11 protein-coding genes are annotated in these 14,687 nt (G+C 38.7%); 3 read left to right on the forward strand and 8 right to left on the reverse strand.

Annotation, left to right across the window (positions count from 1 at the left end):
* Window positions 1–2 precede the first annotated feature (2 nt).
* Complete coding sequence (locus AACZ87_RS13845) at window positions 3–2,309, forward strand: transglycosylase domain-containing protein (protein WP_339868012.1); 2,307 nt, start codon at window positions 3–5, stop codon at window positions 2,307–2,309.
* 62 nt (window positions 2,310–2,371) lie between these two features.
* The gene (gene uvrC, locus AACZ87_RS13850; RefSeq protein ID WP_339868013.1) at window positions 2,372–4,177 is read left to right on the forward strand and encodes an excinuclease ABC subunit UvrC; all 1,806 of its coding nucleotides are present in this window, start codon (window positions 2,372–2,374) and stop codon (window positions 4,175–4,177) included.
* A gap of 16 nt (window positions 4,178–4,193) precedes the next feature.
* On the opposite strand, the gene gldN is transcribed toward uvrC, so the two are convergent.
* The 8 genes from gldN to AACZ87_RS13890 form a co-directional block, all read right to left on the reverse strand.
* Complete coding sequence (gene gldN, locus AACZ87_RS13855) at window positions 4,194–5,012, reverse strand: gliding motility protein GldN (RefSeq protein WP_339868015.1); 819 nt, start codon at window positions 5,010–5,012, stop codon at window positions 4,194–4,196.
* A 33-nt stretch (window positions 5,013–5,045) separates the two neighbouring features.
* A complete protein-coding gene (gldM, locus tag AACZ87_RS13860) occupies window positions 5,046–6,659 on the reverse strand; it encodes a gliding motility protein GldM (RefSeq protein WP_339868016.1) in 1,614 nt (537 codons plus the stop codon).
* 40 nt (window positions 6,660–6,699) lie between these two features.
* Window positions 6,700–7,506, reverse strand: coding sequence for a gliding motility protein GldL (gene gldL, locus AACZ87_RS13865; protein ID WP_339868018.1), 807 nt, complete (start codon window positions 7,504–7,506; stop codon window positions 6,700–6,702).
* 53 nt (window positions 7,507–7,559) lie between these two features.
* Window positions 7,560–8,654, reverse strand: a complete 1,095-nt coding sequence (gldK, locus tag AACZ87_RS13870) for a gliding motility lipoprotein GldK (protein WP_339868019.1) — start codon at window positions 8,652–8,654, stop codon at window positions 7,560–7,562.
* 167 nt (window positions 8,655–8,821) lie between these two features.
* Window positions 8,822–9,805, reverse strand: coding sequence for a type IX secretion system membrane protein PorP/SprF (locus AACZ87_RS13875; protein WP_339868020.1), 984 nt, complete (start codon window positions 9,803–9,805; stop codon window positions 8,822–8,824).
* A gap of 76 nt (window positions 9,806–9,881) precedes the next feature.
* Window positions 9,882–10,655 carry a uroporphyrinogen-III synthase gene (locus AACZ87_RS13880; RefSeq protein ID WP_339868022.1) on the reverse strand — a complete coding sequence of 258 codons (774 nt, stop codon included), beginning with the start codon at window positions 10,653–10,655 and terminating at the stop codon, window positions 9,882–9,884.
* A 32-nt stretch (window positions 10,656–10,687) separates the two neighbouring features.
* Window positions 10,688–11,809 (reverse strand): DUF4271 domain-containing protein, encoded by a 1,122-nt coding sequence (locus AACZ87_RS13885; RefSeq protein ID WP_339868024.1) that lies wholly within the window; start codon window positions 11,807–11,809, stop codon window positions 10,688–10,690.
* 2 nt (window positions 11,810–11,811) lie between these two features.
* Entirely contained in the window at window positions 11,812–13,623 is a 1,812-nt protein-coding gene (locus tag AACZ87_RS13890; protein WP_339868026.1) for a BamA/TamA family outer membrane protein, read from the reverse strand.
* Between AACZ87_RS13890 and hemW the strand changes: the two genes are divergently transcribed.
* Window positions 13,561–14,682 (forward strand): radical SAM family heme chaperone HemW, encoded by a 1,122-nt coding sequence (hemW, locus tag AACZ87_RS13895; protein ID WP_339868028.1) that lies wholly within the window; start codon window positions 13,561–13,563, stop codon window positions 14,680–14,682. The two genes, AACZ87_RS13890 and hemW, sit on opposite strands and share 63 nt — an antisense overlap.
* Window positions 14,683–14,687 lie beyond the last annotated feature (5 nt).

Consider the following 14,687-nt stretch of genomic DNA (forward strand, 5'->3'; position numbering starts at 1 on the left):
CTATGAGTAACAAAGCAAAACCCCAAACTTCCACTTGGGTATCCAAAACCGTAAAATTCCTCTGGATCGCATTTATTGCGGGTTTTTTCGGTTTCATTCTATTCGTATGGATGGTAAGCATCAATTTTCTAGGCCTATTTGGAACACTTCCGGATTTCAAGGCATTAGAAAATCCGGACTCTGAAATCGCTTCAGAGCTATACTCAACGGATGGCGTTTTGCTTGGCCAATATTTCCGTGAGAATAGAAGTCCGGTGAAATATGAAGACCTTTCACCGAGTTTGGTAAATGCTTTGATTTCTACTGAAGATGTGCGATTCGAGAATCATTCCGGAATCGATATGCAGGCAATGATGCGCGTTTTCGTAAAATCAATCTTGTTAGGACAAAATGCAGGTGGTGGATCTACACTTAGTCAGCAAACTGCAAAAAACCTTTTCAAAACAAGGACGGATGCTTCTCAGGGTTTACTGAGTTCTATTCCTGGTCTAGGAATGCTTATTATCAAAACGAAAGAGTGGATCGTAGCAACTCAATTAGAAAAAGCTTACACTAAAAACGAGATTCTTACACTCTATCTCAATACTTCAGACTTCGGTTCTAATGCATTCGGAATTAAAACAGCAGCAAAAACTTTCTTCAATAAAACCCCTGCAGATTTAGCTGTGCAAGAATCTGCAGTGTTAGTTGGCTTATTTAAAGCTCCTTCCTATTACAGCCCAGTTTACAATCCAGAAAACTCTCTTCGCAGAAGAAATACAGTACTGAGTCAAATGAGAAAGAATGATGCACTCACCGAAAGTGAATACGATTCTCTATCAAGTCTCCCTATTGAACTTAATTATAGCGTAGCAAATCAAAATAAAGGTTTGGCTACTTATTTCAGAGAAATCGTAAAAGCAGACTTATTAAAGTGGACAAAGGAAAACCTTAAGTCTGATGGAAGTGCTTATGATCTTTACGGAGATGGGTTGAAAATCTATGCTACCATAGATAGCAGAATGCAAACCTATGCCGAGGAAGCTGTAGCTGATCACATGGAGACTTTACAAGCTAAGTTCTACAAAGAAATGGGGAAGCGAGATCCTTGGATAGATGAGAATCATAAGGTCATTCCTAATTTCATCGAAGATGCAGTGAGGAGAACTGAAGCTTATAGATTACTTAAAATCAGATATGGAAATGACACAGATTCCATCAACATTAAGCTTAACGAAAAGAAGAAAATGAAGGTCTTTTCGTGGGAAAATGGTGAAGTAGACACCTTGATGAGTTCAATGGATTCTCTTAGATATTATAAGAAATTCCTGCAAGCGGGATTTATGAGTATGGATGCCCACACTGGTCAGATTAAGGCCTGGGTAGGCGGATTGGACCATAAATACTTCAAGTTTGACCACGTCCAAAGAGCAAAGAGACAGCCTGGCTCCACCTTCAAGCCTTTCGTATATGCTGCTGCTATAGAAAATGGATACAGCCCATGCTATTCTGTCATTGATCAGCCAGTAGAAGTATATATTCCTGGTCAGCCTGCCTGGAGCCCATCAAATGCAGATGGGAAGTTTAGTTATGAAAAAATGACCATCAGGCATGCAATGGCTGAATCAGTGAACTCTGTGACTGCCTACATGATGAAGAAATTAAGTCCGAAAATTGTGGTTGAGACAGCTCGTAGACTAGGAATCACCAGTGATTTGGAGGAAGTTCCTGCTTTGGCCTTAGGAGTCAACGACGTTTCTATTTTTGAAATGGTGGGTGCTTTTGGAACATTCGTAAACAAAGGTGAACATACTACGCCATTCTACATTGACAGAATTGAAGATAAAAATGGCAATGTAATCCAGCAATTCACGGCTAAGAAGAGACCCGCAATGAGTGAAGAACATGCTTACCTTATGACATACATGTTAAGAGGAGGTTTTGAAGAGCGTGGAGGCACAAGTCAAGGAGTGGACTGGGAATTAAGACAAGACAATGAACTTGGAGGTAAAACTGGGACTACGCAAAATGCATCTGATGGGTGGTACATGGGTATCAGTAAAGATTTAGTCAGTGGAACATGGGTAGGTGGAGATGACCGAGCCATTCACTTTAGGAGCTGGATCGATGGGCAAGGTGGTAGAACAGCGAGACCTATCTGGCAGAACTACATGAAAAAAGTATATGCAGATAAAAGCTTAGGTTACACGAAAGGTTCTTTCCCAAGACCAGATCGTCCGTTGAGTATAGAGATCAATTGTGATGTCTATGAAACGGAAAGTCAACGGTTTGCAGATTTTGACTATGATGCAAAGAAAAATGATTTCTAACTAAATAGAATTCCTTATTTAAAAACAGCCTTAATCCAAGGCTGTTTTTTTAATTTTAGACCATGCAGTCATCTTCCTTTTTACCAACTGAGCATCTCAACCTCCCGAATTCACCTGGAGTGTACAAGTATTTCAATGAGGAGAATGAATTGATTTATGTAGGCAAAGCCAAAAGCCTCAAGAAGAGAGTGAGCAGCTATTTCAACAAGAATGCCGGAGTCAATCTCAAAACCCGAAAAATGGTTAAAGAGATTCGCCGAATTGAAATAACGTTGGTCAACACCGAATTTGATGCATTGCTGCTGGAAAATAACCTTATCAAAAAGTCACACCCTAAGTACAACATCTTACTTAGGGACGATAAAACTTATCCATACCTACTCCTTACAAAGGAAAACTTCCCGAGAATTTTCCCAACAAGGAAAATGATCCCTAAAAAAGGTACTTATTTTGGTCCTTTTGCTAGTGTCAAATCAATGAATACGGTTCTTGATTTGATCAGAGAATTGTTCACTATCCGTACTTGCAAACTTGACTTGTCACCCTATAAAATTGCAGAGGAAAAATACAAAGTTTGCCTAGAATACCATATTGGGAACTGTCAAGGGCCATGTGTTGGACTACAAAATGAAGCGGACTACCAAAAGGATTTGGAACAGGCAAAGCATATTTTAAAAGGGAATTTAGCAGTCGCTAAATCCTATTTCAAGCAAGAGATGCAGACACATGCTGAAAACTTGGAATTTGAAAAGGCGCATAAAATGAAAGAGAAGCTTGAATCTTTAGAAAAGTATCAAGCCAAGTCACTAGTAGCAAGTCCTTCGATCAACAACCTAGATGTCTGTACCATAGTTTCTGATGATAAGAGTGCCTATGTAAATTACATGCGTGTGAAAAACGGAGCTTTGGTGACTTCCAAAAATGTGGAGCTTAAAAAGAAATTGGATGAATCCGATGAGCAATTGCTTTTGACTGCAGTAATCAGCCTTCAGGATCAATTCCAAAGTGATGCAGAGGAAGTCTTGTTAAACATAGAGTTGACTGAGCAAATTGAAGGATTGAATGTATTCATGCCCAAAATTGGAGATAAGAAGAAGCTTATCGAGTTATCCTTAAAAAATGCTCTTTATTACAAAAAAGAAAAAGCATTATTAGTAGGCTTAAATCAAGACAAAAAAGACCGAGTTATCAGACAGCTCCAGCAAGACTTAAGTTTGACTGAAATCCCAGACCATATCGAATGTTTTGACAATTCAAACATTCAGGGAACAAACCCAGTAGCCAGCATGGTCTGCTTTCTTAATGGAAAGCCTGCGGTGAAAGAATACCGGCATTATCATATCAAAACTGTTGTAGGGCCGGATGACTTTGCCAGCATGAAAGAAGTAGTAGGCAGGCGCTACAAACGTTTACTAGAAGAAGAAAAGGCATTGCCTAAGCTAATTGTAATTGATGGAGGGAAAGGGCAACTATCTTCAGCTGTAGAGGCACTGAAAGAGTTAGGAGTGTATGGTCAAATGCCAATTATTGGGATTGCCAAAAGATTGGAAGAAATCTATTTCCCTGGAGATTCCTATCCTATTCATATCGATAAGAAATCAGAGAGTTTGAGGCTATTACAAAGAATCAGAGATGAAGCGCACCGATTTGCAATTACATTTCACAGAAATGTAAGAAGTAAAAATGCCTTTGGGACACAATTGACAGCTATACCTGGAATAGGCAAAACAACAGCTGATAGCTTATTAAGCCATTTCAAGTCCGTGAAGAATATAAGCGAAGCCAGCGAAGAAGAGATTGCAAACATTATTGGTTCAAGCCGAGCAAAATCTTTGATAGCATGGAAAGAAAAAAATAAAGGGGCTTAAAAAGCCCCTTTTTATATTACCACTCCCACAGAGAGTTTTCATATTCTAGTAGTTTGTATTCAAATGCGAGTGCATCTACATAAGCTTGCATCTCAGGATTTGGATGATCTGCAGACACCAAGTCAGCTATTAAAGCTTCTTCTGAGTTGGTAAACCTTCTTACTACAGACCTAAACAACCTAGTCTCAAATGCTTGGTCATAAGTTAAGCTCTTAGAGATATTTTGAAAGTTAAGCCATCTTGCATCAGGATGATCCTTGAAGTAGTAATAGAAGTCTTTGTATCTAATAAAACCAATAGTCTTCTGACCAGCGTTAGAATTGGTTTCAGAAGGCATTACTAACTCTATGTACTTAATATCAAAGACCATATCAGAGTGATGCTTGTCAAAAACGAAATCTTCTCTGAAATCCAAGTAGTAAAGTTGCTTTGAAAAGATACTGTCTCCAGTTGCATTCAACCAGAAATTATCTTGAAATTCAGCGATGGAAAGTGGTTGCGTAAATTCCTCATCAGCAAAGACTTCCAAAGCATTTTCTTCAACAATCGCCTTATAGATATTATTAATAATGCCATTAGACTTTGTATCACCAGCTCCATACAAAGGCTTATTATATTTTTCGCGAAGATCAATTCTTCTCCACACACCTATTTGATACATTTTATCATCTTCTCTAATTCTTTTTGCAGAGTAGATTGTATCCATATCAAACTGTCTATCACCGAATCCAGAAGGATTCATGCTGGTAGGGGCAATTTGAGCCTCACTTGTGAGAGGCGCCATGCCTGCTGCTATCAGCAAGGATAAGATAAATTTTGGAAGAAACTTTTTCATAATCTAAGCATTAATAATATTCTATTTCAAGGACTACTTCACTCCAATACGAATCACTTGATTCAATGTTGAAGGAATCTTGTTTCCTCTAAAGTTGGTTCTTGTCACTTGAGTTACTACCACAACGATATCATCACCAGCTCTTGCACTTTCAAGCAATTGACGCATTGCGATACTATTACCGTTTGAGATCTGGATAGTTTGTCTAGGAACATCGCTTCTCAACAATCTCACCTCACCACCAGTTACTTCAAAATTGGCATCTTTAGCCATAGTACGTCCAAACGTAGGCTCAGGCTTTGCAGAGACTTTAAGACCAGTTAAGGAACCTACTGCATAAGACTGGCTAATATCAACCGCATTACCATTTGACAGCTCAGGAACAATACTAGGAGTCGGTACTGGTTTGATATCATAATCGACTGTACCAATTTTATTACCTCCACTGCTCACACCAATATTAACTTTTCCTGACGCTCCAGGTATCACAGTCAATTGACCAGGCTTATTTCCTTTAATAGATTGCCCATTACTTACTGCAAATTCCGGAGAGTAAGTATTCCCTAAAGCAGGAACTTCAATCAATAGCTCATTAGCACAGTCCGCATAAAGTTGCTGAACAACTTCTGACGATACCTTTATTACAGGTTGAGCGACGAAATACTCATATTCTACAGGTAGAACTTTATCCTCGCCACCTACACTAGTAATAATCTCACCATTGATTACTCTTCTTGCTAGTCCTCTGTCATCGTACTCTGAAGCAGGAGTTACATTGAATTCGATTTTACCAAAACCAGTAGCATCTACTGGCACTGAGCGACCGTCTATTGTCATAGTCGGTACGGAAGCAGTGGAACTTGAAGCGATAAACATATCTGCTTCAAATTTGGTCCCTGCAGCCACTACATTAGATAACGCCGCAATTCTAGCTTCAGTCACATCAGCCTTGAAAAAGAACGAACCAATTGTATTTTGCACAGCAGTCAATGACTCACTTTCAATATTCAAAACCTCATTTTGATATTGGGAAATCAAAGCAATTACAGCTCCAACTGGTGACTTAACGAAGTTTAGCTTTTCCCAGCTTAAATTTTGAGCTTCTCTGTCATTAGCAAATAACTCTATATCCTTTGCGTCCTTGGCGATTGCATCGAACTTCAAATCTCCAAGACCAATTTCAGTTAATATGTTAGAGATTTCCGTTGGATAAGCATTTAGCCTATTTTTCATCTCTTCACCTTTGCCATTGTTGACAAAAATATTACCTGTGATCTCAGTATTTTTTAGATTAGCGTTAACGAAGTTACCTTCATCATTTTTAGCTCTAGCCTGAACGATCAAATCTTGTTTGATTTCCTCTAGGTACTTAACGATGTCATCAGTAGCATCTCTAATTGCCTGCGAGGCCGCCACTTTTGGCACATCAACTTCTTTATTTCCCTGCTGATCTACTGTATAAGCAATAGACTCAACAGTTTTTGTGTTTTTATTGATAAAGTTCTGAGATGTTCTTTCCATCCCATCATTAATCAAGACGAATTTCTGGAGGATTTTATTACTTACCTGGAGAGCCAATAAGGCTGTCAAAACCAGGTACATCATACCAATCATCCGCTGTCTAGGTGTCTCTTTAGCTCCTGCCATTTTTAAGTTTTAATGGATTTTAAAATGAATTGAAGAGAAATTAACCTTTCATAGCGGATAGCATTCCACCATAGATTTTATTCAATGAACTTACGTTCTGATTCAATTTTGATAATTCTGTTTTAAATGCTTGAGTTTCTTTACCTGCTTCAGTAAGTCCTTCCATAGCTGCAGTCATGTTAGCATAGAATTTATTCAATGTCTTCACATGACTGTTTGCATCCTGAAGCTCCATCTCATAGACAGAATTAAGTGCAGAAAGATTTTTTGTTACAGTTACTACTTGAGTATGATAAGCTTTTGCGTCTTGAGAAGCAGAAGACATTTCAGTAAGAGCAGCAGCAGTTTTGCTATAGGAAGCATTCATATCTACCAAAGTCTTGGCAGCAGATTTAACATTCGTTGCATATTCGTTGGTAGCTACAGCTGCATCAGAAAGATTACCCATCTTCTGAGCTGAGGTTGCAAGATTTTGCATTCCTTTACCAAGGCTCTCAATTAATTCCGGACCTACTTTAGCATTCGCAAGCATTTCGTCAAGCTTTTGAGAAACCTGATCTCCTCCAGCAGGTACTACTCTTTGCGCTCTAGGAGCAGCAGGTGCATCACCTGCTAATTCTGGATATACTTTAGACCAATCAACATCTTGATGTTGTGGCTCAAATGCTGAAAGGAAAAATATAAATGCTTCAGTACTTAGGCCAATACCAATCATCCAGTTGGCTCCAGTCCAATCCAAGATTTTGAACATTGCACCAAGAATAACGACTGCAGCACCAATACCATAAATTTTTGGCATTATGCTGGAATAAAATTTTGCTGAAAATGAGTTGCTTTTACTAGCCATGTGAAATGATATAATAAGGTGTTAGGTAGTTGTTTTTTGCTTATTGAAATAGATTATCTTCTTCTTCTGGTTGAACTTTTTACATCCATGGATCCTGAACGGCCAATAAACGTCATCTTAGTTCTAAATCCTATATGTGCTTGCGCAACATCTTCATATTCGTAAGTTCTGGTACTAGTCTCTAAGTAATGCGCGATATCCTTCCAGCTACCACCCCTTACTACTTTTCTAGGTTCATTAGGATCTGTGTAAACTGGATTCAAATCCCAAGTGATTGAACTTGATGTTGTAGCATATGCATCTTGAACCCACTCTCCGACATTCCCAGACATATTATAAAGTCCGAAACCATTTGGAGCAAACGTATCAACTGGAGCTGTATATGCAAAACCATCATCAATATAATTACCTCTGCCTGGCTTGAAGTTCGCCATTAGACATCCTCTCTTATTTTTCAAATAAGGGCCACCCCAAGGGTATTTGGCGACTTCTTTCCCGCCTTTTGCAGCATATTCCCATTCAGCTTCAGAAGGAAGTTCAAATGCAGGCCCGTCAAAATCGACCTCATCATTTGCTCTCATGTGATATGTTCTCCATTCACAATATTTTTTAGCTTGATCCCAAGTAACACCCACAACAGGGTAGTTGTCAAATGCAGGATGATCAAAGTAAAACTCCATTAGAGGATCACCATAATGATAGGCAAAGCTTGTAGACCAAACAGTAGTATCTGGTCTAAGCTCATCATAGTTCAATTGCGGAGGATCTTTCAGGGTAGTTGGCGTACCTGTCTCGTAGGTCCCACTTTTAACGGATTCCAAAAATTGACGGTACTTGTTGTTGGACACCTCGTACTTGTCCATAAAAAATTCCGAAATGGTAATTTGCTTGTTCAAAGCAGACTGGGTGTACGCGATATCTTCATCGGCTTGACCCATCCAAAAAGTACCTGCTTTCACAGGAACCATGTCGTATGGAAGGTTTTGTTGCCAATTGGAACGCTTCGGAACTCCCGTCACCTCACCTCTTCTATTCATCTTTTCGCTAGCTGAACCTTTCTTACTAAAAAGACCGCAACTCGGCAAAATCGTCACTAGTGCCAAACCTAAGGTAATGGGCAATAAGCGAACATTAATTTTTCTATACATAAATGACGTTTTTTCGTTCATCAAATAATTACGCTGTGTAAAGTATTTTCAAGATTCGAAATTTAGCTGAATTTGGCACAATAATGCAAATAACCTGCCAAAATATGGGACAATGATAACAAAGACTTAAAACTTATCATAGCTAAACTATTCCAACTCAGGCCACTTTAAAATCTAAATCTAGGCGTCCTTTGGATTACTCTTTGGACTTCCCTACTCACATCTGTCAATGTGTAGCGAAGCATTAATTCATGACTAGTTGGAGATTTAGCTTCCACACCACCCACAACTAGGTCAAACGCGTACCCCAATTTAAGCGAATTATCTTTCAATAAACTATATCCTAATATAAAGGAGACTGATTCTTCACCTCGATACCCTATGCCCCCACTGATCTTATTCTGATGCGTAGCAATAACGCTGACTTCATAAGAAAAATTATTAAATGACACTGTTTTTAATAAAAGGCTAGGTTCAATTGCTAGTTGTCCCACTGGTCTAACTCGATATCCAAATAATAGATAAGAATGATTTTTTAATTGATTAGCATAAGATCCATCACCAAAATCAAAATTCGGTTCATTTACATGCCTTGTACTTAAACCTATATAATAATCCCGTGTATCAAATAATAATCCTGCTCCAACATTGAAATTAATCTGGCTTTCCTTTCCTGAATTAGGAAGGTTTGGCTCAGGGTTAACAACAATCAATTCGCCATAATCTATAGAACTGGAATACATACCTAAATACGCACCAAAACTCAAAGTAGACCGATTGAGCTTTTTATGATAGGCACCCTGAAGGTTGATTTCCAAATTACTTGTAGCGCCTATTTGATCATTCACTAAGGTTAGCCCATACCCAATGTTTTTTCCTTCCATTCTCCCTTGTGCTGTAACCAATTGCGTAACCGGAGCACCTCCTTGACCTGAAGTAGTGGTATAATTCAGCCATTGAGAACGGTGCAAAGCAGAAAATCTAAATCCTCCATCTTTTCCAGCAAAAGCAGGATTATAATACATGCCATTGTACATGTACTGGGTAAACTGAGGATCCTGCTGGGCCATTAGCGACGAAATCTCAAAAAAGAAAACAATCAAGAGAATAGAATACCTCAAAAAGTATTTGGAATGGCCTTTTTGAATCATTTTATAGTGGTTTCGTTCAAAGTAATAACTATTGTAAGAATTTAAACTGAAAAACCACAGATTTAGATTCTATGTTTTATAAATTATTTACTTTTTTAATATAAAGCTCAAGAGCTCCAGTCATACTAGGAGCATTTGGCATTGGAGCTTCAATATCCAATATCAAGTCCAAATCTCGTACTGCTTGCGCGGTAGTTGGCCCAAATGCGGCTAACCTAGTATTTCCTTGTTCAAAATCAGGGAAATTGATTTTCAATGACTTAATTCCGGATGGACTGAAAAACGCCAGGATATCATATTTTACATCAGCCAAATCAGACAAATCTGCTTCCAACGTGTGGTAAATAATTGCCTCAGTGAATGCAATCCCATTCTTTTCCATATAATCTGGAATATCATCCTTTCGAATATCAGAACAAGGAAACAAATACTTCTCAGATTTATGTTTTTTGAAATAATCAAATAAATCTTGGGCTGTCTTCTGACCTACGAATAATTTCCGCTTTCGGATTACTATGTATTTCTGAAGATAATGTGCTGTTTGATCTGAAATACAGAAATATTTCATATCTGCTGGCATTTCAATTTTGAAATCCTTACAGATCGCAAAGAAATGATCAATTGCATTACGGCTTGTGAAAATCACAGCAGTATGCTTTAGTATATCTATCTTTTGCTTTCGGAATTCCTTTGGCACAACTGGCTCTACCTTAATAAACTGCCGAAAGTCTATCTTCAGGTTATATTTCTCAGCCAACTGCATGTAGGGAGAATTTGCGCCTGCTGGGGCTGGTTGAGATACTAGAATACTTTTTACTGGTCTAAACCTGTCTTTGGTAACTACGCTCATGCTTTGATTATTCCTTTTGGTGATTATTGCTTTTAATGACCCAAATCAAGCACCAATTTGGCCAAGATTAAAAAGGGCACTAATTCTGCGATGCAAAGGTAAGTAAATAAATGATATTTCTTAAAGCCCAAGCGATTCACCATTATTAGAAACAATCCTATGATTCCTAATACATATAGCCAGAAAAATCCCATAAATGAGATTTCTAAAGCACTTTTTAACATGGAGAACTCATTGAGAAGAAAAAAAGCACAAATCAATATCAAGGAGATGGTTGCAATCACAACCAATCGAAGTAAATAAAAGAAATGAGGGAATTCTAATTTACCCAAATCAAATAAATACGATAATATTTTTATGGCAGAAAACTTAAGAATAGTAAGTACCAAAAGACCAAATGCTCCACCAAGCCACAATAAAATAAGTGTATTGAAACTCAACTCTATTCTTGCTTCAAGCCATTGCTGTCGAAATATCACCACACTAGTCACCATCGCCAAAGACAATAGCATATTTACTATAAAGACATAAAACAAAACATCTGCGGAGAAAAACTTATGCAAACTCCCACTTTCAGAAAAATCTTCTGCATTCAACAGAGATATAGGCTTTACCATCATAGCGAAAATGAATGGATAAGCCAATTTATAGAAGGTGACTAATAACAGGCAAATCAAGAACCCCACCACAAAAAAATCGCGGATGTTTTGCCTGTCAAAACCTCTCCTATCAGAAAGTAGGCCGGCTTCATTCACGCTTGCCTGTATGCCTTCACGTTTCAATAATTTCCTCACGCTTGCCTTATCTGTAGAAATTCCATTTTTGAAAACAGTAAGGTTTATATGATCATCTGTAAACTCTTTTTTAAATTCTCCCACCTGCTCTGTGAATGCAGTATCCTGATCGGTAAAAAACCAAAGTTTCTCTCCTACGAAAACTACAGAATGATCAGGGAATTCGAAAGAAAAATAAGCTAACGGAAATGATTCAGCATCTAGATCAAGGATCAACCGATCATTGGAACTAAACCAAGTTTCACGCTCACCTTCTTGCCACTTTGAGTTATAATCTTCCAACACTTGGGAGAAAGCCAGCTGCCCCAATGCAAAAAACAATAAGAAACTAAGTATAGACTTGCAGATCAATTTTTTCATACTCAAAATCTGGCCAGATAGCCAAAATGTATCCTAGAATAGGAGAATTGTAAGGGTTGTAAATTAGACTTTCCGACTCCATAGATAAAACGGAACACTCCGGAGCCTGTATCAAGGTTGATTCCCGCTCCAAATGAAACCGGTTTATCAATAGATGGTGCAAAGTACGGGTTTTCCAGAATGCCAGCGTCAGCAAAAACCATGAGAAATGAGTTTTCTCCAAAAAAAAGCCGCTGTTCCATATTGAGATAAACATATGATCTTGCAAAAAAGTAATTCTCATTAAAACCCCGAATAGTTTTTAGCCCTCCCAGACGGAAAAGATCATTCAACAATAAATTTTGATTTTGTGTGAAACCTCCACTTCCCTTAAACCACATTCCCCAAGTCGGTCTGATAAAAACATGTTTCTCCAACACTGCTTTCCCAAAATACTGCGGACTTTTCAAATCAATTCCTACGTAAACATCCGGAGGAAATCCAGTGTTTTCTAGGATCCTTTTATTCCCCAAAGCAAATTCACCAAACATCAAAAAACCTCGTCTCGGAAAAAATGGAGAGTCTTGTTTGTCTAATGTGAAACCAATGCCATACTGGTTCCATCTGTAATCAGCTACGTCAGGAAGTTCCGTCACATCATCATAATCTTCAGTATTTAGGACATCGCTTGCTTGCCTCCTCGTAAAAAAACGCAGATAGCTATTTTTACTCAAGTGATATCCAAAATCCAAACTCAGGTATCGGTTTAAAAAAGTGGAATCTTGCTTCAACAAATTAAAACCGACACTTATATCCACAGCAGAATTGAACAGAAATGACTCCTTGGCGGAAATATCCAAAGATTGTGTCGCAACATTGAGGCGCTGCCAATGCACAGCTACATCTCTACCTTTGCCTCCCAAATGATACAATTCCAGATCCAGTTGGCCCGTAATGAGCATTTTCCCAGATTCATTTGCATTCGGAAGTAAGCCAATAATTCCATCCAACACATTGGCATTTCTATCGCGTAGCGTAAAAGTTGGCCGCGCTTTTTTGATCTGAAAGTCGACCATTGGGGCCTGAACTACCACAAAATAAGGAGAACGACTGAGCACCTCGTTTGCATATTCTAACTGCTTTTGGGAAAAGGGATCCCCTGGCCGAATACCAACTAAATTCTCCAGATACTTTTCCTGCGTTTTGGTGTCTCCAGCTACTTTCACACTATCCCAAAGGATCAGCGGACCAGCATCGAAATTAAAAACCGCAGCCAATTCATTACCATTTCGATGAATACTATCCAGCTTTACTTGAGCAAAAGGAAACCCATTGTTCTCTGCTTCCCTGATCACATTTCGCATCCAATTTGATGCAGACGCATAATCTCGGGTCAAGGGATCTGAGTCCTTTGAAAACTCAACTGGAACATTTCCTTGGGAAATTGAACTCAGGAAATATTTCTCACCAAGCACAAAATCAACAAGAAGGGAATCATTAGCTATTTCTGTCTTTTTCGTAAAAAGCCCTAAATAGCCAATATTTTGGAAGGCACTCTGGATAGAATCTGCATAATTTTCACCAGCAGATTTGGAAGAAAAACCTTTCCACTCAGAATCATAGGAAGAATCATCGCAAGTCAATTTCACCCAATACTCATTTTGTGCTTCGCAAATCAATCCTCCGCAAAGAAAGAAAAGGAAGAATGCCAAAAGGGAGATTTTCAAAGGGCTGGCTGGATTGATTATATTCGCAAAATAATAGAATTCACTTTGTCGGGCATATACATACACATTCCTTTTTGCAGGCAGGCTTGCCATTACTGCGATTTTCATTTCAGCACCAAGTTGGACAATATGGATCAGATGGCTGAAATGATTTGCAGAGAATTGGAATTGAGAGCTAACTATATTCAAAATAGACTGGTAGAAACTATCTATTTTGGAGGAGGAACTCCTTCACTTTTGCCCCCAAATTTGATCGAGAAAATCCTAGATAAGATTGCCAAGACATACAACACAAATTGGAAGGAAGTAACTCTTGAAGCAAACCCAGACGACTTGAGTGTGGAAAACCTAAGCGCTTGGAAAACCTTGGGAATCGATCGACTGAGCCTCGGTATTCAAAGTTTTGATGAGGAAGTCCTGAAATTCTACAACCGCGCCCATACTGCAGACGAATCCAAGTCTGCAATAAATAAAGCACGGAAAGTAGGTTTTGAAAAATTCAGCTTAGACCTGATATATGGTTTTCCACAGCCTGATCATTCGTTATGGAAACGGGATTTATTAGAAGCAATCTCACAAAATCCAGGGCATATTTCTAGCTATGCACTTACCGTAGAACCTAAAACGGCTCTTGGGACCTGGACTTCTAAAGGCCAATTCCAGCCTGCAGATGATGATTTTGTCGCTGAGCAATTTGAAATCCTTCAAGAAGAAACAGACAAAGCTGGCTACATTCAGTATGAGGTGTCCAACTTCGGAAAACCAGATCAATTTGCCATACATAACACAAACTATTGGCAAAGAACCCCTTACTTAGGCGTAGGCCCTAGTGCACATTCATTTGATGGAAAAAATAGAGGGGCAAATCCTTCCAATAATACGCGTTATCTGAAAAGCTTAACAGGCAGAAAGATCCCATTTGTTGTGGACAACCTTACTGAGGATGAGCGATTAAATGAATACATGCTTACGGGATTGAGAACGCTGTGGGGAATTGATTTTGAAGTTATCCACAAGGAATTTGGTTATGATCTTTTAAGTGCGAAGAAATCTATTTTAGCTCAGATGGATGAAGAGGGATGGCTGGTGTGGAAGGATAAAAACCTATCTTTGAGCAAAAGCGGAAAACTTTTAGCTGACAGTATTGCGGCTGCACTTTTCGTTTGAGAAAA

Source organism: uncultured Algoriphagus sp. (assembly GCF_963974365.1).
GTDB lineage: Bacteria > Bacteroidota > Bacteroidia > Cytophagales > Cyclobacteriaceae > Algoriphagus.